Annotated in this window: 19 protein-coding genes; 9 read left to right on the top strand and 10 right to left on the bottom strand. The window is 74.9% G+C overall.

The window, feature by feature from the left end; all coding sequences use genetic code 11:
- Positions 1-21 precede the first annotated feature (21 nt).
- Positions 22-1,032, bottom strand: a complete 1,011-nt coding sequence (locus ACI78Q_RS12015) for an MFS transporter (RefSeq protein ID WP_456923601.1) — start codon at positions 1,030-1,032, stop codon at positions 22-24.
- Positions 984-1,241, bottom strand: a complete 258-nt coding sequence (locus ACI78Q_RS12010) for a hypothetical protein (protein WP_456923600.1) — start codon at positions 1,239-1,241, stop codon at positions 984-986. The genes ACI78Q_RS12015 and ACI78Q_RS12010 overlap by 49 nt, the downstream gene beginning before the upstream one ends.
- Positions 1,242-1,522: 281 nt before the next feature.
- Here ACI78Q_RS12010 and ACI78Q_RS12005 point away from each other — a divergent pair, with 281 nt between their 5' ends.
- The 3 genes from ACI78Q_RS12005 (at position 1,523) to ACI78Q_RS11995 (ending at position 6,411) form a co-directional block, all read left to right on the top strand.
- On the top strand, positions 1,523-1,900 hold the full coding sequence (locus ACI78Q_RS12005; protein WP_456923599.1) for a hypothetical protein: 378 nt from the start codon (positions 1,523-1,525) through the stop codon (positions 1,898-1,900).
- Complete coding sequence (gene dmpG, locus ACI78Q_RS12000; protein ID WP_456923598.1) at positions 1,897-2,925, top strand: 4-hydroxy-2-oxovalerate aldolase; 1,029 nt, start codon at positions 1,897-1,899, stop codon at positions 2,923-2,925. Before ACI78Q_RS12005 ends, dmpG begins: the two co-directional genes overlap by 4 nt.
- 111 nt (positions 2,926-3,036) lie before the next feature.
- Positions 3,037-6,411, top strand: coding sequence for a pyruvate carboxylase (locus ACI78Q_RS11995; protein ID WP_456923597.1), 3,375 nt, complete (start codon positions 3,037-3,039; stop codon positions 6,409-6,411).
- Between the two features lie 5 nt (positions 6,412-6,416).
- Here ACI78Q_RS11995 and ACI78Q_RS11990 read toward each other — a convergent pair whose 3' ends face one another.
- Both ACI78Q_RS11990 and ACI78Q_RS11985 read right to left on the bottom strand, forming a co-directional pair.
- Positions 6,417-7,214: an SDR family NAD(P)-dependent oxidoreductase gene (locus ACI78Q_RS11990; protein ID WP_456923596.1), complete on the bottom strand. Its 798-nt coding sequence runs from the start codon at positions 7,212-7,214 to the stop codon at positions 6,417-6,419.
- A 52-nt stretch (positions 7,215-7,266) separates the two neighbouring features.
- Positions 7,267-8,226: an alkaline phosphatase family protein gene (locus tag ACI78Q_RS11985; RefSeq protein ID WP_456923595.1), complete on the bottom strand. Its 960-nt coding sequence runs from the start codon at positions 8,224-8,226 to the stop codon at positions 7,267-7,269.
- A gap of 165 nt (positions 8,227-8,391) precedes the next feature.
- Between ACI78Q_RS11985 and ACI78Q_RS11980 the strand changes: the two genes are divergently transcribed.
- Complete coding sequence (locus ACI78Q_RS11980; protein WP_456923594.1) at positions 8,392-9,609, top strand: MFS transporter; 1,218 nt, start codon at positions 8,392-8,394, stop codon at positions 9,607-9,609.
- A 62-nt stretch (positions 9,610-9,671) separates the two neighbouring features.
- Here ACI78Q_RS11980 and ACI78Q_RS11975 read toward each other — a convergent pair whose 3' ends face one another.
- Positions 9,672-11,303: a glycoside hydrolase family 13 protein gene (locus tag ACI78Q_RS11975; RefSeq protein WP_456923593.1), complete on the bottom strand. Its 1,632-nt coding sequence runs from the start codon at positions 11,301-11,303 to the stop codon at positions 9,672-9,674.
- An 86-nt stretch (positions 11,304-11,389) separates the two neighbouring features.
- Positions 11,390-12,154, bottom strand: a complete 765-nt coding sequence (locus ACI78Q_RS11970) for an IclR family transcriptional regulator (RefSeq protein ID WP_456923592.1) — start codon at positions 12,152-12,154, stop codon at positions 11,390-11,392.
- 92 nt (positions 12,155-12,246) lie between these two features.
- Here ACI78Q_RS11970 and ACI78Q_RS11965 point away from each other — a divergent pair, with 92 nt between their 5' ends.
- From ACI78Q_RS11965 to nhaA, 4 genes are all read left to right on the top strand, one after another.
- Positions 12,247-13,014, top strand: coding sequence for a class II aldolase/adducin family protein (locus tag ACI78Q_RS11965; protein ID WP_456923591.1), 768 nt, complete (start codon positions 12,247-12,249; stop codon positions 13,012-13,014).
- 56 nt (positions 13,015-13,070) lie between these two features.
- Positions 13,071-14,036: an ABC transporter substrate-binding protein gene (locus tag ACI78Q_RS11960; protein ID WP_456923590.1), complete on the top strand. Its 966-nt coding sequence runs from the start codon at positions 13,071-13,073 to the stop codon at positions 14,034-14,036.
- An 82-nt stretch (positions 14,037-14,118) separates the two neighbouring features.
- Entirely contained in the window at positions 14,119-14,847 is a 729-nt protein-coding gene (locus ACI78Q_RS11955; protein WP_456923589.1) for a glutamine amidotransferase, read from the top strand.
- A 123-nt stretch (positions 14,848-14,970) separates the two neighbouring features.
- Positions 14,971-17,619: a Na+/H+ antiporter NhaA gene (nhaA, locus tag ACI78Q_RS11950; protein ID WP_456923588.1), complete on the top strand. Its 2,649-nt coding sequence runs from the start codon at positions 14,971-14,973 to the stop codon at positions 17,617-17,619.
- Between the two features lie 72 nt (positions 17,620-17,691).
- Here nhaA and ACI78Q_RS11945 read toward each other — a convergent pair whose 3' ends face one another.
- From ACI78Q_RS11945 to ACI78Q_RS11935, 3 genes are all read right to left on the bottom strand, one after another.
- The gene (locus ACI78Q_RS11945) at positions 17,692-18,714 is read right to left on the bottom strand and encodes an acetamidase/formamidase family protein (protein ID WP_456923587.1); all 1,023 of its coding nucleotides are present in this window, start codon (positions 18,712-18,714) and stop codon (positions 17,692-17,694) included.
- Positions 18,711-20,171, bottom strand: coding sequence for an APC family permease (locus tag ACI78Q_RS11940; RefSeq protein WP_456923586.1), 1,461 nt, complete (start codon positions 20,169-20,171; stop codon positions 18,711-18,713). Before ACI78Q_RS11940 ends, ACI78Q_RS11945 begins: the two co-directional genes overlap by 4 nt.
- A 79-nt stretch (positions 20,172-20,250) precedes the next feature.
- On the bottom strand, positions 20,251-21,288 hold the full coding sequence (locus ACI78Q_RS11935; protein WP_456923585.1) for an ABC transporter substrate-binding protein: 1,038 nt from the start codon (positions 21,286-21,288) through the stop codon (positions 20,251-20,253).
- 20 nt (positions 21,289-21,308) lie between these two features.
- Between ACI78Q_RS11935 and ACI78Q_RS11930 the strand changes: the two genes are divergently transcribed.
- On the top strand, positions 21,309-21,755 hold the full coding sequence (locus ACI78Q_RS11930; protein WP_456923584.1) for a MarR family winged helix-turn-helix transcriptional regulator: 447 nt from the start codon (positions 21,309-21,311) through the stop codon (positions 21,753-21,755).
- 1 nt (position 21,756) lies between these two features.
- Here ACI78Q_RS11930 and ACI78Q_RS11925 read toward each other — a convergent pair whose 3' ends face one another.
- Positions 21,757-22,065 carry a hypothetical protein gene (locus ACI78Q_RS11925; protein ID WP_456923583.1) on the bottom strand — a complete coding sequence of 103 codons (309 nt, stop codon included), beginning with the start codon at positions 22,063-22,065 and terminating at the stop codon, positions 21,757-21,759.
- Positions 22,066-22,095 lie beyond the last annotated feature (30 nt).

Raw genomic sequence — 22,095 nt, 5'->3', positions numbered from 1 at the left:
GAGGGTGGCCCGTGCCCGGTCCTACGCCGTGCTCGTGGCCAGCTCTGCCGCCGCGGCCTCCGCGCGGCGCCACGGGCGGACGACGGTCAGGACCAGCACGGCCATGAGCGCGCTCGCGGCCAGCATCGTCGCGGCCATGACGGCGCCGGTGGTGCCGGTCAGCGAAGCGAGCGGCGGCAGGGCCGCGCCGGCACCGAACACCACCATGCCGAGCAGGGCCGAGGCGGCCCCGGCCGCGGACCCGTGCGGCGTGAGCGCCAGCGCGGTGCTGTTGGCGCCCACGCCGCTGAGGCAGGCGACGACGACGAACAGCGGCACGAGTACCGCGACCAGTTCCTCGCTGAGCGCGCCGGCGAGCAGCGCAGCCGACGCGGCGACGACCAGCAGCACCGACGCGACGAGCAGCCGCGCCGGGCCCAGGCGCATGACCAGGGCCCCGTTGACCTGGCCGCCCAGCACCAGCCCGACGGCGTTGGCCGCGAACACCAGGGAGAAGGCCTGTGCGTCCAGGCCGTGCTCCTCCTGCAGCACGAACGAGCTCATCGAGATGTAGGTGAACAGGACACTGCCCTGCAGTGCGTTGACCGCCAGGTACCCGGCGAAGGCCCGGTCCGTGACCAGGCCGCCCATCTGGCGCAGCTGCGCCCGGACGCCGGCGGTGTGCCGTCCCTCCTCCGGGAGGGTCTCGGGCAGCGCCGCGCGTGAGCCGAGCAGGATGACCGCCCCGATCCCCGCCAGGGCCAGGAACAACCCGCGCCAGTCGGCGAACCGCAGGATCTGCGCGCCCAGCACGGGCGCGATCACCGGCGCCAGGCCGAAGACGAGCACCAGGTGCGAGAACACGCGCGCGGCCCGCCGTCCCTCGAACAGGTCCCGGACGACGGCCCGAGCGATGACGATGCCCGCGCCGCCGGCCAGCCCCTGCACGAAGCGCAGCGCGAGCAGGAGCCAGATCGAGGACGCCAGGGCGCACAGCGCCGAGGTCAGCACGAAGAGCGCCACCCCGACCAGCAGCGGGCGGCGGCGCCCCACCCGGTCGCTGAACGGGCCGGTGACCAACTGTCCGAAGGCGAGGCCCCCAGACAGGTGGCCATGGTGGCCTGCGCCAGCGACGGCGTGGTGTCCAGCGCTCCTGCCATGTCCGGCAGGCCCGGGAGGTAGAGGTCGGTCGCCAGCGGCCCGAAGGCGGTCAGCGCGCCGAGGACCAGGTAGGTGCTGCGGGGGATCCGCGGCTGCGCCATCGGGCTCCTGTCGTCGGGCGGTCGTCGTCCCGGCCAACGTCTCTCCTCCGGACGGCCCCGGCGAGGACGTCGTCCCGGAGTGCGGAACGAGCGCGCCACGACCTCGTCGGGCGAACGGGGGCGCCCTGGCAGGCACGGACCGGTCCACGGAACGGCACGCGGGTGTTGTCCAGATCACTCCGGTGGCCTGTCCTGGCGCCCCCCACACGCCCCGGAGGTGCAGCAGTGGAACTCAGGCGATCGGCCGGCGACCCGCAGGAACGCCGTGACCGGTCGGGTCGGTGCACTCGTCCTGCGTCCGCCCCGCCGAGCCGCCGCTGATCATGCGTGACACGGTGTTCTGCCTGATCGGCGACGCCGACCACGACGCCATCCGGGCGTCCGTGGAGGAGATGGCCGAGACGGTGGCCGAGTACGTGTCGGGCTACCGGCTCAAGCAGGACGTCCAGTTCACCCCGATCCCCGACGGGGAGCCGGTGCACACCCTCCTGCCTGAGGGCGCCGGTCCGGTCACCACCAAGGTGACGGTCTTCCTCGAGGTGGAGGGCGCCGCCCACTACCTGCCGGCCTACGCCGGCAACCTCGACATCATGACCTCGGCGGCCCTGCAGGTCGGCGAGCGTCTGGCCACCCGGACCCCTGCGCAGGTGACCGCATGACCGCACGGAAGCTCTACGTCCAGGACGTCACGCTGCGGGACGGCATGCACGCCGTCCGGCACCGGATCTCACCCGCCGACGTCGCTCGCATCGTCGCCGCGCTCGACGCTGCCGGGGTCGACGCGATCGAGGTCGCCCACGGCGACGGGCTGGCCGGCGGGAGTCTCAACTACGGCCCCGGCTCGAACAGCGACTGGGAGTGGATCGAGGCCGCCGCCGAGCACTGCGACCGAGCGGTGCTGACCACGCTGCTGCTGCCGGGCATCGGCACCATCGCCGAGCTCGAGCACGCCTACTCCCTCGGCGTGCGGTCCATCCGCATCGCCACCCACTGCACCGAGGCCGACGTCGCCGCCCAGCACATCGCCACCGCCCGCGACCTGGGCATGGACGTGTCCGGGTTCCTCATGCTCAGCCACATGGCCCCCGCCGCCGAGCTCGCGCGGCAGGCCGAGCTCATGGAGTCCTACGGCGCACACTGCGTCTACGTCACCGACTCCGGCGGCCGGCTGACCATGGACGGCGTGCGCGAGCGGGTGCGCGCCTACCGCGACGTGCTCGACCCGGGCACGCAGATCGGCATCCACGCCCACCAGAACCTGTCGCTGGCGGTGGCCAACTCCGTCGTCGCCGTGGAAGAGGGCGTCACCCGGGTGGACGCCTCCTTGGCCGGGCACGGTGCCGGCGCGGGCAACTGCCCCATCGAGCCGTTCATCGCCGTGGCGAACCTCCAGGAGTGGCAGCACGGCTGCGACCTGCTCGCCCTGCAGGACGCCGCCGACGACCTCGTCCGCCCGCTGCAGGACCGCCCCGTCCAGGTCGACCGGGAGACCCTCACGCTCGGCTACGCCGGCGTCTACTCGAGCTTCCTCCGGCACGCCGAGGCCGCCGCGACGCAGTACGGCATCGACGTCCGCAGCATCCTGATCGAGGTCGGGAGGCGCCGCCTCGTGGGTGGCCAGGAGGACATGATCGTCGACATCGCCCTCGACCTGCTCGCCGAGCGCGCGGCCGAGGTCGCGTAGCCGCTCGTCGTCCGTACCTGCCCGCGCCCCCTTGTCGACCGGGGGGCGCGGGCGGTCTCCTGTTTGCGGCCCTACCCTGCCCGCAGCCGCGTCGTCTTCCCGAGGAGCCCCATGTTCTCGAAGGTCCTGGTCGCCAACCGCGGGGAGATCGCCGTCCGGGCGTTCCGTGCCGCCTACGAGCTGGGTGCGGGCACGGTCGCGGTGTTCCCCTGGGAGGACCGCAACTCCGTCCACCGGCTCAAGGCCGACGAGAGCTACCAGATCGGTGAGGAGGGCCACCCGGTCCGCGCCTACCTGTCGGTGGACGAGATCGTCGGCGCCGCGCGGCGGGCCGGCGCGGACGCCGTATACCCCGGCTACGGGTTCCTGTCGGAGAACCCGGACCTGTCGGCGGCCTGCGCCCGGGAGGGCATCACCTTCGTCGGCCCGTCGGCCGAGGTGCTGGAGCTGACCGGCAACAAGGCCCGGGCGATCGCCGCCGCCCGGGAGGCCGGCCTGCCGGTCCTCGCGAGCACCGAGCCCAGCGACGACGTCGACGCGGTGCTGACCGCCGCGCGGGACATGCCGTTCCCGGTGTTCGTGAAGGCCGTCGCCGGCGGCGGCGGGCGCGGCATGCGCCGGGTGGAGGACCCCGCAGAGCTGGCCGGCGCGGTGCAGGCGGCGATGCGGGAGGCCGAGGCAGCCTTCGGCGACGCCACCGTCTTCGTCGAGCAGGCGGTCGTCGACCCGCGGCACATCGAGGTGCAGATCCTCGCCGACGGGCAGGGGAACGTCGTCCACCTCTTCGAGCGGGACTGCTCGGTGCAGCGCCGGCACCAGAAGGTGGTCGAGCTGGCCCCGGCCCCCAACCTGGACCCCGCGCTGCGGGAGCGCATCTGCGCCGACGCGGTCGCCTTCGCCCGCGCCATCGGCTACGTCAACGCCGGCACCGTCGAGTTCCTGCTCGACGCCCAGGGCCGGCACGTGTTCATCGAGATGAACCCGCGCATCCAGGTCGAGCACACGGTCACCGAGGAGGTCACCGACGTCGACCTGGTGCAGTCCCAGCTGCGGATCGCCTCGGGGGAGACCCTCGCCGACCTCGGTCTGTCGCAGGACACCATCCGGCTGCGGGGCGCGGCGCTGCAGTGCCGCATCACCACCGAGGACCCCGCCAACGGCTTCCGTCCGGACACCGGCCGGATCACCGCCTACCGCTCGCCGGGCGGCGCGGGCATCCGGCTGGACGGCGGCGCCTCGCTGGGCGCGGAGGTGGAGGCGCACTTCGACTCGCTGCTGGTCAAGCTGACCTGCCGCGGCCGGGACTTCGCCACCGCGGTCGCCCGGGCGCGGCGCGCGGTGGCCGAGTTCCGCATCCGCGGGGTGGCCACGAACATCCCGTTCCTGGCCGCCCTGCTCGACGACCCCGACTTCGCCGCCGGGCGGGTGACGACGTCGTTCATCGAGCAGCGCCCGGACCTGCTCACCGCGCGCAGCAGCGCCGACCGCGGCACCCGGCTGCTGACCTACCTGGCCGACGTGACGGTCAACCAGCCCCACGGGGAACGCCCGCACCTGGTCGACCCGCTGGAGAAGCTGCCCCGGGTGGACCTGCGCGCCACGCCCCCCGACGGCTCGCGGCAGCGGCTGGCCGAGCTCGGGCCGGAGGCGTTCGCCGCGGACCTGCGCGCACAGACCGCGCTGGCGGTCACCGACACCACCTTCCGCGACGCGCACCAGTCGCTGCTGGCCACCCGGGTGCGCACCAAGGACCTGCTCGGCGTCGCCGGGCACGTCGCCCGGACCACCCCGCAGCTGCTGTCCCTGGAGGCGTGGGGCGGGGCCACCTACGACGTGGCGCTGCGCTTCCTGCACGAGGACCCGTGGGAGCGGCTGGCCGCGCTGCGGGAGGCGGTGCCCAACATCTGCCTGCAGATGCTGCTGCGCGGCCGCAACACCGTCGGCTACACGCCCTACCCGGAGCAGGTGACCACGGCGTTCGTGGCCGAGGCGGCGCGCACCGGCATCGACGTCTTCCGCATCTTCGACGCGCTCAACGACGTCGCCCAGATGCGCCCGGCCATCGACGCGGTCCGCGAGACCGGGACGGCGGTGGCCGAGGTGGCGCTGTGCTACACCGGCGACCTCTCCGACCCCGGCGAGACGCTGTACACGCTGGACTACTTCCTGCGGCTGGCCGAGCAGATCGTCGACGCCGGCGCGCACATCCTGGCGATCAAGGACATGGCCGGGCTGCTCCGGCCGCCGGCCGCCGCGACGCTGGTGACCGCGCTGCGGGAGCGGTTCGACCTCCCCGTCCACCTGCACACCCACGACACCGCCGGCGGCCAGCTGGCCACGCTCATGGCGGCCTGGCAGGCCGGCGTGGACGCGGTCGACGGCGCGGTCGCGTCCATGGCCGGCACCACGAGTCAGCCGCCGCTGTCGGCGATCGTGGCCGGCACCGACGCCACCGAGCGGGCCACCGGCCTGGACCTGCGGGCGGTCAACGACCTGGAGCCGTACTGGGAGGCGGTGCGCCGCATCTACGCGCCGTTCGAGTCCGGCCTGCCGTCACCGACCGGGCGGGTCTACACCCACGAGATCCCCGGGGGACAGCTGTCCAACCTGCGCCAGCAGGCGATCGCGCTCGGGCTGGGGCAGCGGTTCGAGGAGGTCGAGGACGCCTACGCCGCCGCCGACCGGCTGCTCGGCCGGCTGGTCAAGGTCACGCCGAGCTCGAAGGTGGTCGGCGACCTCGCGCTGCAGCTGGTCGGCTCCGGCGTCGCGGTGGAGGACTTCGCCACGGAGCCCGGGAAGTACGACCTGCCCGACTCGGTGATCGGCTTCCTCCGCGGCGAGCTGGGCGACCCGCCCGGCGGCTGGCCCGAGCCGTTCCGCAGCCGCGCGCTGGAGGGCCGCCGTCCCGCCGAGCCGCCGGCCGAGCTGTCCGACGACGACCGCGACGTTCTGGCGAAGGAGCCGCGGGCGACGCTCAACCGGCTGCTGTTCCCGGGCCCGACGCGGGAGTTCCTGGCCCACTCCGAGGCCTACGGCGACGTCTCGGTGCTGCCCACCAAGGAGTTCCTCTACGGCCTGCGGCCCGGCGACGAGCACGCCGTCGACCTCGAGCCGGGTGTCACGCTGCTGATGGGCGTGGAGGCCGTCTCCGACCCCGACGAGCGCGGCATGCGGACCGTGATGTGCACCCTCAACGGGCAGCTGCGCCCGGTGTCGGTGCGCGACCGCTCCGTGGAGGCCGCGGTCAAGGCCGCGGAGAAGGCCGACCGCAGCGACCCGAAGCAGGTCGCCGCGCCGTTCGCCGGCGTGGTCACCCTCCAGGTCGCCGAGGGCGACAGCGTCGCCGCGGGCCAGCCGGTGGCCACCATCGAGGCGATGAAGATGGAGGCCGCGATCACCGCACCCGCGGCCGGCACGGTGCAGCGCCTGGCCATCGGGTCCGTGCAGCAGGTGGAGGGCGGTGACCTGCTCGTCGTCCTCGGGTGAGGCGGTCAGTAGGAGATGACGCCGCGGGAGCCGCCGCCCACGGCGACGGCGTCCCCGGTGATCGCCGCGCTGCGGGGTGAGGCGAGGAAGGTGACCACGTCGGCCACCTCCCGGGCGGTGACCAGCCGGCCGATGCTGGTGCCGGCGGCCATCGCCCGCTCCGCCTCCGCGGGCGTGCCGCCCTGCTCGGCAGCCCGGTCGGCGAGCAGCTGGGCGGTGCGCTCGGTCACCGTGATGCCGGGGTGGACGACGGTGACGGTGATGCCGGCCGGGCCCAGCTCGTCGGCGAGGTTCGCCGTCATCGCGGCCACCGCGACGTTGCGCACCGAGCCGACCAGGGAGCCGGTCCGGCGGGCGTTGAGGCCGCTGATGTTGATGATCCGGCCCCAGCCGGCCGCGGCCATGTGCGGCGCCACCGCCCGCGCGCAGCGCAGGTAGCCCAGCACCTTGGTCTCCACCTCCTCGCGCAGCGCGTCGTCGGAGAGCTCGGCCAGCGGCGGCACGGGCCCCGAGGACGCCGGCCGGGCGGCGGCGTTGACGAGGACGTCCACCCCGCCCAGCTCGGCCACGACGCGCTCGACCGCGGCCCGCACCGCGGCGTCGTCCCGGGTGTCGGCGGGGCAGGCCAGGACGGTCGTGCCGTGCCGCCGGACGCGGCCGGCGGCGGCGTCGAGGGCCTCGGCGCCCCGGGCGACCAGCGCCACGTGCACGCCCTCGGCCGCCAGGCCGTCGGCGATCTCCAGGCCGATGCCGCGGCTGGCGCCGGTGACGATCGCCCGCTTGCCGGTGAGCTGCAGGTCCATGCCCCCTGCCTACCGGCCCGGCCGGCCGGCGGCGAGCGGACCGGCGGCGGCCTCAGCCGCCCGCCGGCGCCCAGATGCCGGTGATCGGCTCGGCGTCGGCGGCCTCCCCGAGGGGCTCGAGGCCGTACATGTCCTCGATGGTGCGCAGCAGGTCGTAGTGGTCGATGCGCTGGTCGCTGCGGGTGGGGACGACACCGGCGCCGGCCACGACGGTGGCGATGTGGTTGTCGTCGGTGCCGCTGTCCTCGTCGAAGGTCATCACCAGCAGGCTGTCGTGCGCCGTCGCCCACTCGACGTAGGGCCCGAGGTTGTCCTCGGCCCAGGCGTCGCCCACGTCGACGCCGCAGTCGTGCATGTCGTTGCACAGGTCCGGGACGACGAAGGCGACGGTGGGCAGCTGCGCGTGGTCGGTGGGCCAGGCGCTGAAGGGCTGGTTCACCGAGTCGGGCAGGTCGGTCCAGTTCACCCAGGGGTTGTGCTTGCGGGCGTAGTCGCCGCTCTCGCAGCCGGTGTACCCGGGGCGGGGGAGGCCCTCGGCGTACCCGACGAAGGTCTCCCCGGCGGCCAGCAGTTGGCTGGCGAGGTTGTCCCCGGTCAGCTCCACCGGGCAGTCGTTGTCCTCGACGCCCTGCGTGGACCCGGAGAACAGCGCCAGGTAGTTCGGCTGGCTCGGGTGCACCTCGCCGTGGGCGTCGGTGAAGTCGGCGCCGGACCGGGCCAGCGACGTCAGGTAGGGCGCGTCCGAGCTGCCGACGACGTCCGTGGCGTCCTCGTTCTCGAACACCACCACCACGACGTGGTCCGGGCGCGGCAGCTCGCCGGACGCCGCCGGGCCCTGCTCGGCCGTCCCGCCCCGGGATGGCGCGGCGGCGTCGTCCGAGCCGGACGTGCCCGCCGGTCCGGACGTGCAGGCGGCCAGGAGCAGCGCCAGGGCCAGCACGGCCGCCGGGCGCCCGCGCGGCGTCCGGGTGCGGCCGGTCGCGGACGCGCGGGGCTGGTGCACGGCGGGCATCGCGGCTCCCGGGGGCAACGACCGGCGGCGGGCCACCCCCGCTGCCACGGAACGGAACTGCAGCGTCCGCAGCCTCGCCCCGCCGTCGGGGGTGCACAAGGGGTGGCGCGTGACTCACAGGGACCTGACAGGTGGTGTGGCCGGTCACAGGCGCAGAGTCGGGGCATGGACGCGCTCCCGGCCGACCAGGGGTACCGCGCCGGCGAGCCGGGGTTCCGCCGCGCCACGCTCGCGATCTTCCTGGCCGGGGTGGCGGTGTTCGCGATGCTCTACCTGCCGCAGGTGCTGCTGCCCGAGCTCACCCGCGTCTTCGCGGTCTCCCCGGCGGCCTCGACGCTGTCGGTCTCCGTGGCCACCGCGGGCCTCGCCCTGGGACTGCTGGTCCTCGGCCCGGTGTCCGACCGGCGCGGGCGCACGGCGATCCTGCACGGCAGTCTCGCCACCTCGGCGTTCCTCGCGGTGCTGGTCGCGGTGGCCCCGACCTGGCCGGTGCTCCTCGTCCTGCGCGGCCTGCAGGGCTTCGTGCTCGCCGGCCTGCCCGCGGTGGCCGCGGCCTACCTGCGGGAGGAGCTGGACGCGTCGGTCTCCGCCCGGGCGATCGGCCTGTTCGTCAGCGGCAACGCGATCGGCGGGCTGACCGGCCGGCTGCTCGGCGGCGTGCTGGTCGACCTCGGCGGCTGGCGGACGGCGACCGGCGGGATCGCGCTGCTGGGGGTGGGGTGCGCGGTCGCGGTGCGGCTGCTGCTGCCGCCGTCGCGCCGGTTCGTGCGGGTGCCGCGGGAGGTGCCGGTGCTGCGGCAGCTCGTCGCCGGCGTCACCGACCCCGTGCTGCTCGGCCTGTACGGCTGCGCGGCGCTGCTGATGGGGGCGTTCGTCGCGGCCTACAACGCCGCGACGTTCCGGCTGGAGTCCGCGCCCTACGCGCTCGCGCCGGCGGTGGCGGGGCTGGTGTTCCTGGCCTACCTGCTCGGCTCGGTCAGCTCGGCGGTCGGCGGGGAGCTGGCCGGGCGGTTCGGCCGCCGGCCCGTGGTGCCGGTCGCGGTGGCGGTGATGGCCTGCGGGGTCGCGCTGACCCTCGCCGCGCCCCTGGCCCTGTTCGTCACCGGGTTGTGCGTGCTCACCATCGGCTTCTTCGCCGCCCACGGCGTGGCCAGCGGGTGGGTGGCGCTGCGGGCGGCCTCGGGCGGGCGTGCCGTCGGGCAGGCCGCCTCGCTGTACTCGTTCTGGTACTACGTCGGCTCGTCGGTCGGGGGCACCCTCGCCGGCGTGGCCTGGGACGGCGGCGGCTGGACGGCTGTCGTGCTGCTCACCGGGGGACTCACGCTGGCCGCGCTCGTCCTCTCGCTGGTGCTGGGGCGCAGCACCGCCCTGCAGCCCGGCTGAGCGGAGGGCGCCCGGCCGGCACCACCTGGGAGGAGTCCCGGCCCGGCCGGTGGCGGCCCGCGTCAGTGCTCGAGCAGCCAGACGGCGCTGTTGGGCGGCAGGGCCACGGTCCCGACCGCGGCGTGCACCCGCGTGCTGGAGCTGAGCAGCACCGTGCCGGAGCAGCCGACCAGCGCCGTCTCGGTGCCCATGTTGACCACGCAGCGCACCGTCTCGTCCTCGCCCGCGCAGCGCACCGTGAGGACGTCGCCGTGCGTGGTCACCGTCGCCGTGCCGGTGGCGAACGCGGGGTGCGCCCTGCGCACCGCGAGGGCCCGGCGGTAGAGCTGCAGCGTCGAGTTGCTGCGCCCGGCCTGCCGCGACACCGCGTACCGGCCCCAGTCGGCCGGGATCGGCAGCCACGGCTCCGCGGCGCCGTCGGGGGAGAAGCCGACCCCGTCGGTGGCGTTCCACGGCATGGGGATGCGGCAGCCGTCGCGGCCGGCGCGGGCGCCGCCGCTGCGCAGGAAGATCGGGTCCCGCTTGGCCTCGTCGGCGACGACGGCCTGCGGCAGGCCCAGCTCCTCGCCGGCGTAGAGGTACGCCGAGCCGGGCAGCGCGAGCATCAGCAGCGCCGCGGCGCGGGCGCGGGCGCGGCCCAGCGCGCCGCCGCCGAAGCGGGTGACCTGACGCTCCTTGTCGTGGTTGCCCAGCACCCACGACACCGGGGCGCCGACGGTGCCGAACGCGTCCAGCGCGCTGGAGATCGCCTCGGCGAAGGCGTCGGTGTCCCACGCCGACTTGAGCAGCCGGAACGACAGGGCCTGGTGCATCTCGTCGGGCCGCGAGTACAGCGCGACCTGCTCGAGGTCGGCCAGGCAGACCTCGCCGACCAGCATGGTGTCGGGGTACTCGTCGCAGATCGACCGCCAGCGGCGCCACACGTCGTGCACCTCGGGCTGGTTCCACGTCATCGCCTGCTCCGGACCGTGCCCGAACAGGGTCGGCGCGTAGAACCCGGGGTTGTCCCGCAGGGCGGCGTCCTTGTACAGGCCGTAGGCGACGTCGACCCGGAAGCCGCTGACCCCGCGGTCCAGCCAGAACCGCAGCGTCCGCTCGAAGTCGGCGGCGACCTCGGGGTCGCGCCAGTTCAGGTCGGGCTGCTCGGGGGCGAACAGGTGCAGGTACCAGCGGCCGTCGGGCGTGCGCGACCAGGCCGGCCCGCCGAACAGGGACTGCCAGTTGTTCGGCGGCTCCTCCGACGGCGGGGCGAAGTGGTAGCGGCCGGCCTCGGGGCAGTCCGGGTCGGCCAGCGCGGCCTGGAACCACCGGTGCTGGTCGGAGGTGTGGTTGGGGACGACGTCCAGCACGACCCGCAGGCCCACCCGGCGGGCGTCGTCCACCAGGGCCTCGAGGTCGGCGACGTCGCCGTACTCAGGGTCGACGGCGCGGTAGTCCACGACGTCGTAGCCGCCGTCGGCCCCGCCCGAGGGGTAGTGCGGGTTGATCCACAGCGCGTCCACGCCGAGCCAGGCCAGGTAGGGCAGGCGCGAGCGCAGGCCGGCCAGGTCGCCGATGCCGTCGCCGTTGCTGTCGGCGAACGAGCGCAGGTACACCTGGTAGACCACGGCGCTGCGCCACCAGGGCGACGGAGCGGACGCGGAGGCGGTGCGGGGGTCGGTCGAGAGCCCCGCGAGGGAGAGCCGACGTGCCATGTGGCCTCTATCGGCAGTCCGCCCCCGGGTGTGGTGTGGCTCGGATCACAAAACCGCCCGCCCCGGTTGGCAGGTTCCGCCCGGGCTCAGCCGTCGGTGCTGTTCCCGGGCGCCGCCGCCAGGTCGCGCTCGAGGGCCAGCGCCGTCGCGCCGAGTGCGGCGACCCACTCGGGCACCCGGACCCGGCTGAAGCGCACCGTGGGCATCGACAGCGTCAGGGCCGCCACGGCCTCGCCGTCCTCGCGGTGGACGGGGTGGCCGATCGCGGTGACGCCCCGCTCGGTGGCCTGGTTGTTGATCGCGAAGCCCTGGCGGCGCACGCGGGCCAGCGTCCGGGTGAGCGCCGGCAGGTCGACGGGCCCGGCGTCCGGCCCCGACCAGATCTCCGCCAGCGCCTGCGGCGACAGCGCGGCCAGCAGCACCAGGCCGCCCGAGGCCGCCTGCGCCGGCAGCAGGCGGCCCTCGCGGTCGCCCACCCGAAGCAGCTGGTCGCACTCGACGGTGGCCACGAAGCGCACACGGTCGCCGGTCCGCACCACGAGGTTCACCGTCTCCGCGCACTGGTCGACCAGGCTGCGCATGTGCGGCAGCGCCACCCGGCGCAGCACGCTCGCCGGCTCGGCGGCGGGCATGGGCCGCAGGACGTGGCCGGCGTGGTAGCGGCGGTCCTCGTCCTGCCAGGCGAAGTCCCGGTACACCAGCATCGACAGGATCCGGTGCGCCGTCGACCGGGCCACCCCCAGCCGCTCCGCGGCCTCGAACACCCGCAGCGGCCCCTCGTGCTGCAGCAGGACGGCGAGCCGGAGGGCGGAGTCGACGGACTCGATGCGGTACACCGGCTCGTTGTCCACCGCTGCCCCTTCCTGAGCTCCGGAGCGGTCGATTCCGCAGCCCAGAATGCCGCACGGTCCTCCGCGTGGTGCGGGTCACGATCCCAGCGCGGGTGACCGTCACCCGCGAGGAGCTGAGGAGGGCCGGCGTGCCGGAACGAGCCGCGGGAGCCGACCGAGCGGACCCAGGAGCGCAGCGCAGCGAGCTGGCCGAGGCCAACCACGTCCTCGTCGACCAGGGCATCCTGGACGGCTTCGGGCACGTGAGCGTCCGGTCGGCCGAGGACCCGGGTGCCTTCCTGCTCTCGCGCAACCTCGCGCCCGGCCTGGTCCGGCCCGACGACGTCCAGCTGATCACCCTCGACGGGCACACCGACGACCCCCGCCCGTCCTACCTCGAGCTGTACATCCACGCCGAGATCTACCGGGCGCGTCCGGACGTGCAGGCGGTGGTGCACAGCCACTCGCCGGCCCTCATCCCCTTCGGGGTCTCCCGGACGCCGCTGCGGCCGATCCTGCACATGGCCGGCTTCCTCGCCCCGCGGGTGCCCGTCTTCGAGGCCCGCGACTCCCTGGGCGCGGCGTCGGACCTCCTCGTGCGGGACGCCGCCGCCGGGGCCGCGCTGGCGGGGTCGCTCGGCGAGGCCTCCGTGGTCCTCATGCGCGGCCACGGCTCGACGTCGGTCGGCGCCTCGCTGCAGGAGGCCGTGTACCGGGCCGTGTACGCGGAGGTCAACGCCCGCGTGCAGAGCGAGGCGCTGCGCCTCGGCGAGTGCGTCTTCCTCACCGACGAGGAGGCGGCGGCGACCGTGGCGACCATCACCGCCCAGATCCCCCGCGCCTGGGGCTTCTGGCGGGACCGCGCCCGGGTGCCGGCGTGACCGACCGCCCCCGCACCACCCCGACCGCACCCCTCCCGGCCCGAAGGAGTTCCACCTTGACCCGAACCACGTACCGCGCCGCCGCCGTCGGCGCCGCGGCGCTGCTCGCCCTCACCGCGTGCGGGAGCTCCGACGGCTCCGGGAGCGCGGCGCCGGGGGAGGAGGGCCCGACCCCCGTCACCATCGGCACCCAGCCCATCGTGGACTCCGCGCCGCTCTACCTCGGGGTCGACCAGGGCTTCTTCGAGGAGGAGGGGCTCGACCTCACCATCGAGAGCGCGGTCGGCGGCGCGGCCGTCGTCCCGAGCGTCGTCTCCGGGGACTTCGAGTTCGGGCGCGGCAACGTGCTGTCGACCATGATCGCCGTCGACCAGGGGCTGCCCCTGCAGTGCATCACCAACGCCAACTCCACGGCCGGCAACCCCGACTTCGGTGCCGTCGTCGTGCCGGGGGACTCGCCCATCCAGTCCATGGCCGACCTCGCCGGCCGCACGGTGTCGGTCAACACCCTGAACAACATCGGGGACACCACCATCCGCTCGGTGGTCGAGGAGGCCGGGGGCGACCCGGGCGCCGTCCAGTTCGTCGAGATCCCGTTCCCCGACGCCCCGGCCGCGCTGCAGAGCGGCCAGGTCGACGCCGCGTGGATCCTCGACCCCTTCCTCACCGAGGCCGTCGACGCCGGCGCGCGGGTGCTGTCGTACAACTTCTCCGACTTCCACCCCGAGCTCGACATCTCCTGCGTCTTCACCTCCCAGCAGCTGCTCCAGGAGCAGCCGGAGGTGGTGGAGGCCTTCCAGCGGGCCATGAACCGGTCCCTGGAGTTCGCCCAGGAGAACCCCGACGAGGTCCGGCGGATCACCGGCACCTACACCGAGATCGACCCGGCGGTGCTGGAGCGGATCACCATCCCCACCTTCCGGACGGAGTTCAGCGAGGAGGCCATGGCGCTGCTCGGGGCCAAGGCCACGGAGTACGGCACCCTCTCGCAGGAGCCGGACCTCGACCAGCTGCTGCCCTGACCCCCACGGCCCGGGGGACGACGACCGGTCGTCCCCCGGGCCGCGCGCGTCGGGCCTCCGGAGCGGCCTAGCATCGGCGCCCATGCGCCCGTTCCTGTTGCTAGCCTCGCGGGCCGAGGACGAGGCCGCGGACGACGAGTACGCGGCGTTCCTCCGGCTGACCGGGCTCGACGAGGCACAGCTGCGCCGGGTGCGCATGGAGGCCGGCCCGCTGCCGGACCTGGACCTCGACGACTTCTCCGGCGTCTTCCTCGGCGGGGGACCGTTCAACTCCAGCGACCCGCCCGAGGAGAAGTCGCCGGACCAGCACCGCGTGGAGGCCGAGCTGCGCCCGCTGCTGGACGAGGTGGTCGCGCGCGACCTCCCCTTCTTCGGAGCCTGCTACGGCATCGGCACGCTGGGGGTGCACCAGGGCGGGGTGGTCGACCGCACCTTCGGCGAGCCGGTGTCCTGCGTGGCGATCGAGCTCACCGAGGCCGGCCGGGAGGACCCGGTGCTGGCCGGGCTGCCGGAGGTGTTCGACGCGCTGGTCGGCCACAAGGAGGCCTGCCGGGTGCTGCCGCCCTCGGCCGTGCTGCTGGCCACCTCCGCCGCCTGCCCCGTGCAGATGTTCCGGGTCGGGCGCAACGTGTACGCCACCCAGTTCCACCCCGAGCTCGACGTCCCGGGGGTGGTCACGCGGGCGCGGGTCTACCAGCACGCCGGCTACTTCCCTCCCGCCGAGCTCGAGGAGTTGATCGCGCGGCTGCGCACCGCGGTGGTCTCCGAGCCCGGCCGCATGCTGGCCAACTTCGTCGCCCGGTACGCCTGAGGGCCCACGGGGCGGCTTCACCGGGCGGCCCGCGGGCGGGAGACTGCCACCGCACGCCCGGTCGTCCACCGCCCGGGCCCTGGAGGGGCGGGAGACCTGGATGACCCCGGCGACGGGAGCCCGATGGGCGCGGGTGTGGTGACCGGCACGCAGTCCTCCCCGGGCGGGGGCTCCGGCCTGCTGGCCCGCGTCGCGCCGCTGCGCCGCAGGCTGCGCACCGAGGCCGGGAGCGCCGGCCTGCTGCTGCTGGCCACCGTGGCCGCGCTGCTGTGGGCCAACTCCCCGGTGGGCGACTCCTACGACGCCTTCTGGCACACCGAGTTCGCCGTCCGGGTGGGGGGCACGGAGCTCGCCCTGGACCTGCAGCACTGGGTCAACGACGGCCTGATGGTGTTCTTCTTCTTCGTCGTCGGGCTGGAGATCAAGCGCGAGCTGGTCATGGGCGAGCTCACCGACCGGCGCCGGGCGGCGGTCCCGGCGCTGGCCGCCGTCACCGGCCTCGCGGTGCCGGCGCTGGTCTACGTGCTGTTCAACCTCGGCGGCCCGGCGGTGTCGGCCTGGGGCGTGGTCATCTCCACCGACACCGCGTTCCTGCTCGGCGTGCTGGCGCTGGTCGGCCCGGCCTGCCCGGCGCAGCTGCGGCTGTTCCTGCTCACCCTCGCCATCGCCGACGACGTCGGCGCGCTCAGCGTGATCGCGCTCTTCTACACCGAGGACCTCGCGGTCGTCCCGCTCGCCCTGGCGGTGCTCGGCCTCGCGCTGATGCTGGGCCTGCGGTACCTCAACGTCTGGCGCGGCCCGGCGTACCTGGTGCTCGGCGTCGCGGTGTGGATCGCGATGTACGCCTCGGGCGTGCACCCCACCCTCGCCGGCGTGGTGATCGCGCTGTTCACCCCCGCCTACCCGGCGCGGGTCGCCGAGGTGGAGGACGCCGCCCGGCTGACGCGGGCCTACCGGCAGTCGCCCAACCCCGAGTTCGCCCGGGCCGCTCGGCTGAGCATCGACCGCTCGGTGTCGGCCAGCGAGCGGCTGCAGCAGCTGTGGCAGCCGTGGACCAGCTTCGTCATCGTCCCGGTGTTCGCCCTCGCCAACGCCGGGGTCGTCCTCAGCGGGGACACCCTGCGGGCGGCGCTCACCTCACCGGTCACGCTCGGCGTGGTGGGCGGGCTCGTCGCCGGCAAGCTCCTCGGCATCCTGCTCGGCACCCTCCTGGCGGTGCGCGGCGGGCTCGGCGAGCTGGCGCCCGGGCTCACCGGCTGGCAGCTGGCCGGGGGAGCGGCGCTGTCGGGCATCGGCTTCACGATCTCGCTGTTCATCGTCGACCTGGCCCTGGACGACGAGCGGCTGGCCGACCAGGCCCGGGTCGGCGTCCTCATCGCCTCGCTGCTGGCCGCGCTGCTCGGCTGGGGGCTGTTCCGGCTCGCCGACCGCCGCCGTCCCCCCGGCGCCACCGGGCGGCCGGTGCTGCTCGACCCGCCGGTCGACCCCGCGCGCGACCACGTCCGCGGCCGGGTGGACGCGCCACTGACCCTCGTCGAGTACGGCGACTTCGAGTGCCCCTTCTGCGGCCGGGCCACCGGCGCGGTGGAGGAGCTGCGCGAGCGGTTCGGGGAGCGGCTGCGCTACGTGTTCCGGCACGTCCCGCTGGTCGACGTCCACCCGCACGCGCGGCTGGCCGCGGAGGCGGCCGAGGCCGCCGCCGCCCAGGGCCGGTTCTGGGAGATGCACGACGAGATGTTCGCCGCGCAGGACCGGCTCACCCCCGGCGACCTGCTCGACCACGCCGCGGCGATCGGCCTGGACGTGCAGCGCTTCGCCCGCGACCTCGGCGCCGGCCGCCACGCCCGCCGGGTCGAGGAGGACGTCGAGTCGGCGGAGGCCAGCGGCGTCGAGGGCACGCCCACCTTCTTCGTCAACGGACGCCGGCACGCCGGCCCCTACGACGCCGACACCCTCGCCGCCGCGCTCCTGGCCACCGCCGGAGCCGGAGTCGCCGCCGACGTCCCACCCGCCGCGGCCGACGACGACCCGGCCGGCCTCGTCCTGCCGGCCCTGGGCCCCCGGCGGGAGGAGCGCCCACCGGCCGACGCGGTCGCGGAGCCCGTGCCGGCCGACCTGCCGGAGACCCCCGACCGGGACGGCGCGGACCCGCGGCTGACCGACGAGCACCTGGCGGTGCTGGACCGGTTCGGCGTCCGGCGCCGGTACGAGGCCGGCGACGCCGTCTTCCGCGAGGGCGACCCGGGCTACGACTTCGCCGTCGTGCTCTCCGGCGCGGTCGCGATGGTGGAGGACCTCGGCCGCCCGGGGCAGCGGGTGCTCGCCGTCCACGGCCCGCGCCGCTTCCTCGGCGAGCTCGACCTGTTCAGCGACGCCCCGGTGTCCCTGACGGCGCACGTGCTGCGGGCGGGCGAGGTGCTGTGCGTGCCCGACGACCGGATGCGGGAGGTGTTCGCCGCCGACCACGACCTCAAGGAGACGGTGCTGCGCTCGTTCCTCCTGCGCCGCTCGATGCTGCTCGAGCTCGCCGCGGACCTGCGCATCGTCGGCCGGGCCGGCGCACCCGACAGCCGCCGGCTGCAGGACTTCGCCCGGAGCAACCGGTTGGCGGCGGTCTTCGTCGACCTCGACAGCACCGCCGACGGCGCGGCGCTGCTCGGCGAGCTGGGGGTCTCCGAGGCCGACCTGCCGGTGGTGGTGTGGCGGCGCGGGGAGGTGCTGCGCAACCCGACCGACGCGGAGGTCGCCGCGGCCGTCGGCGCCGGCGGCTGAGCCGGCCAGGACGTCCACGGCGTGGCGGGAACCCGCGGGGGTCCCCGCCACGCCGGGCCGTCCGCGCGGGACTCAGCGCTGGGCGAGATAGGCCGCGGCGGTCTCCCGCAGCCGGTCGTGCACCCCGTCGACCGCGACGGCGCCGCCCAGGTACCGCTTGGCCAGCTTCGCCACCATCGTGTAGTTGGTGTCCACGACGTTGCCCGCCGGCGCCAGGCCGGCCTGGCTGACCAGCTGGTAGGCGTCCAGCGGGTCCCACCCGGTCAGCTGCGCCGCCCACGTCACCAGGTCGTGCTGGCTGATCCGGAACGCGTCCTCCAGCGGCCGCACCGAGCCGGTCGACATGAGGAACTCGTCGCTCTCCAGCCGCGGCCAGGCCGGTGCCCCGCCCTTGACCAGGTCGACGACGACCACGGTGCGCATCGCCGCCTCGACGGCGGTGCCGCACACCTCGCCCTCGCCCTGCCGGCAGTGCCCGTCGCCGAGGGAGAGCAGCCCGCCCGGGACGTTGACGCCGAGGTACAGCGTCGTCCCGGCCCGGACCTCGGGGGTGTCCATGTTCCCGCCGTGCGCCCCGGGGGTGATGCTGGCGAAGACCTCCCCGCCGGCCGGCGCGACGCCGATCGTGCCGTGCATCGGGTCCAGCGGGAGCTCGACCTCGGGGCCGCCGCGGCGGGGACGGAAGAGGCAGGTGCCCCGCTCCCGGTCGACCTCGTAGACCCAGACCAGCTCCTCCAGCGCCTCGTGCAGCATCGCCGTCGAGTGCGTGGTGGTGAGCGCCCCGAAGTGCGGGAACGTCGTCGACACGGCCCAGTCGCGGACCGGCGCGATGTCCACCACGTGCACCGCCAGCGTGTCGCCGGGCTCGGCTCCCTCGACGGCGATCGGCCCGGTGACCGGGTTGAGGTAGGGGAACTCGCAGACCTGGCTGGGCAGGTCGCCGACGCCCCGGACCCGGCCGCCGAAGCAGTCCTCGGTGGTCAGCTCGACCACCGTGCCCGGGGCGACGGTCACCAGCGGCTCGCCGCCGCCGAAGGTGTAGCGGAGCTGGTCGGCCGTCGGCTCGACGGTCACGACCTCCAGCGAGATCGTCACAGGCTCTCCTCCGCGCGGAGCTCCGCCTCGCGGCCGGTGGCGAGCAGGGCGACCAGCAGGACGACACCGACGCCGAGCCACACGAAGCCGAGCGTCTGCGCGGCCACCTGCGCGTTGATCACGACGTACACGAGGATCGCGAACCCGATCACCGGGACGGCCAGGTGCAGCCACCAGTTCCGGCTCTTCTGCCGCACCACGTAGTGCACGACGACCGAGACGTGCAGCAGCAGGAACGCCGACAGCGCGCCGAAGTTCACCAGCGTGGACAGCAGCGAGATGCCGTCGTCCCGGCTGCTCATGTAGAGGCCCAGCACGAGGGAGACCGCGGCGACCAGGAGCGTGGCGTTGACCGGCACGCGGCGGGTCGGGTGCACCTTGCGCAGGAAGCCGGGCAGCTGGCGGTCACGCGCCATGGCGAACAGCAGCCGCGAGGTTGCGGCCTGCGCGACCAGGGAGTTGGCGAAGCCCCACGCGATGGCGGTGGCGATGGCGGTCAGCGTCGACAGCCAGGCCCCGCCGGCGACCGCGGCGGCGTCGTAGAAGGCCGTCCCGGCGGCGTCGCCCTCGGCGATGAGCGTGTCGGGGTCGGGCACGAGCAGGGCGGCGACCCAGGTCTGGACGATGAACAGGGTCCCGGCCAGCGCCAGCGCGGCTATCATCGCCTTGCCGATCGAGCGCGCCGACTCGCGGTTCTCCTCGGCGAGGGTCGAGATGCCGTCGAAGCCGAGGAAGCTCAGCACCGCGATGGACACCGCGCCGAACACGAGCTCGAGGGAGAACGTGTCGCTGTTGTAGATCGGCGAGAAGTCGAACCCGCGCCCCTCACCGGAGGCCAGCGCGACGATGCCGATCACCAGGAAGATCGCCAGCACGATCAGTTCGGCGACCAGCATGATCTTGTTGACCCGGGCCGTGAACTCGATGCCGAAGTAGTTGACGACGGTGTTGAGGACGACGAAGCCGACCAGCCACACCCAGATCGGCACCGAGGCCCAGATCGAGTTCATCGCCACGGCGGCGATGAGGTAGAGCAGGCCGGGGACCAGCACGTAGTCGAGCAGGATCATCCAGCCGGCGATGAACCCGACCGGCTGGGCGATGCCGCGCCCGGCGTAGGTGTAGACCGAGCCGGCCATCGGGAAGGCGCGCGACATCTGCGAGTAGGACGCGGCGGTGAACGCCATGGCCAGGCCGCCGATGGCGTAGGCGAGCGCGATCATCCCGCCGGAGGCCTGGAAGACGCTGCCGAAGATGCCGAACGGCGCGATCGGCACCATGAAGATCAGGCCGTAGACCAGCAGGTCGGTGAAGCTGAGCGAGCGCTTGAGCTCCTGGCGGTAGCCGAACGCCTCGACGCCCGGGTCGCCGGTCGCGGGGATCGGTCCCCGTGCGGCGCCCGGGAGCGGACCGGCCGGGTCGCCGGTCCGGTGGTGGGTGGTACGGGGGTCGCTCACGGCCACTCCTCTTCCTCCGGCTCGGGGCCGGGCGGGGAGAGACTAGGCCGCACTGCTTCCAGATGGAAGCAGATGCCGGTCAGGCGATCCGGACCTCGCGGAAGGCCAGCCCCTCGGCCCGGGCCAGCCGGGGGACGGCGCGCACCGGGCGCGGGGCCGGCCGGGGCCCGGCCGGCGTGACGGCCAGGCGCACCCCGTCGTACACGCCGCGGGCGTACGCGCACACCACCGGCGCGGCGGGGCCCGCCCGGCGCAGGTGCCGCTCCTGCAGGTCGAGTTGTCCCTCGTCGGCGGCGCCGTCCACGGCGGCGAAGGACGGCATGCAGGCGAACAGCTCGCCCGTGTCGTCCCCGCCGACCGCGTAGAGGCCGTTCTCCTCCAGCGCACCGGACAGTCGCACCACCCGCCGGTCCAGCCCGGCCCGGCCGAACTCCCGGTTGAACGCGACCAGGTCCCGCCCGACGAGGCTCAGCAGGACGGCGTCCGCGCGGGTGCGCCGGACGAGGTCGACCATCGGGCCCGGGTCGGCCGGCCCGAACGGCACCAGCAGCTCGCCGACGACGTCCGCGCCCAGCCCGCGCAGCACCGCGGCCGCGGCGCGGTGCACGGCCTGCGGCCAGACGTAGTCGTTGCCCACGAGCGCCCAGCGGCGGGCCCGGCGGTGGCGGACCAGCCAGGCCAGCGCCGCGGCGTGCTGGTCGCGCGGGGAGGAGCCGATCCGCAGCACGCCCGCCCGGTGCCGGCCGCCCTCGTGCGGCGGGGTGAACACGTACGGCGCCCGGCCGCCGAGGGCGGTCTCCAGCGCGCGGTGCACGTCGCTGGTGTGGAACCCGACGAGGACGTCGAACGCGCCGGCCTCGTGCAGCGCGGTCGCCTCGGCGGCCACCACCGGGGGCGGCCGCCCGGAGTCGACGGTCACCAGCTCCACCGCCCGGCCCCGCACGCCGCCGTCGGCGTTCGTCTCGTCCGCGGCGAGGCCGGCCAGGTCCAGCGCGGACGGGGCGGTCATCGCCAGCGGCCCGGTCAGCGGGACGGCCAGCCCGACGCGGACGACGTCCGGAGGGCGGGGGAGGAGCAGTGCCTCCCACGCGTCCACGGGACCGGTCGGTTCGGGCACCTGATGAGTATGGTGCGGCCATGGTCGTCGAGCAGCAGGCGAACCCGGTGACGGCGGGTCCCGGCACCTCGCTGGTGGAGCTGCTCACCGTCGCGCAACGCCGGGTGGCCCGCGGCGTGACCGCCGCGCTGGCCGATGACGGCGCCACGCTCGACGTCTTCCGCGTGATGCGCTGCCTCGCCGCGGAGCCGGGGCGGTCGATGGGGGAGCTCGTCGCGGCGCTGTCCCTGCCGGCGCCCACCCTGACCCGGCTGGTCGACGGCCTCGTCGACGCCGCGGAGGCCTACCGGCTGCCGGACCCGGACGACGGCCGGCGCGTGCGCGTGCACCTGTCGGCCCGCGGGCGCACCCGGCTGGCCCGGCTCGAGGGCCTGGTCCGGGCGCACGAGGACGCGCTGGCGGCCACCCTGGGCGCGGACCGGGTCGAGACGCTGGCCCGCGCGCTGGCCGGGTTCGCGCCCGCCTGAGTCAGTCGGTGCTCGGCGGCAGCAGCCGCGGCATGAAGACCTCGTCGATCGGCCGTGGCCCGACGTACTGCCGGCAGGTGCAGGCCACCCACTGGTGCCCCGACCAGCGCCCCCGCTTGTCGTAGGTGTCGCGCCGCAGCTCGGCGTAGCAGGTGTTGGTCCCGGTGTCGTGCTGGCTGAGCGTGTGGCCGCACCCGCACAGCGGGGTGGTCGGGGCCGGCGGCGCGGCGGGCCTGCGGCGGCTCAGCCGGCCGCCGAGGAAGCCCATGGCGAGCAGGGCTGCGCCGACGATCAGGCTGACTGGTTCCACCGTTCCGGCTCCTCCCGCGTGGTGCCTGTC

It is taken from the genome of Geodermatophilus sp. SYSU D00705 (genome assembly GCF_054050135.1).
The sequence above is the reverse complement of the archived record's forward strand: the minus strand, read 5'-3'. Positions and strand labels throughout refer to the sequence as shown.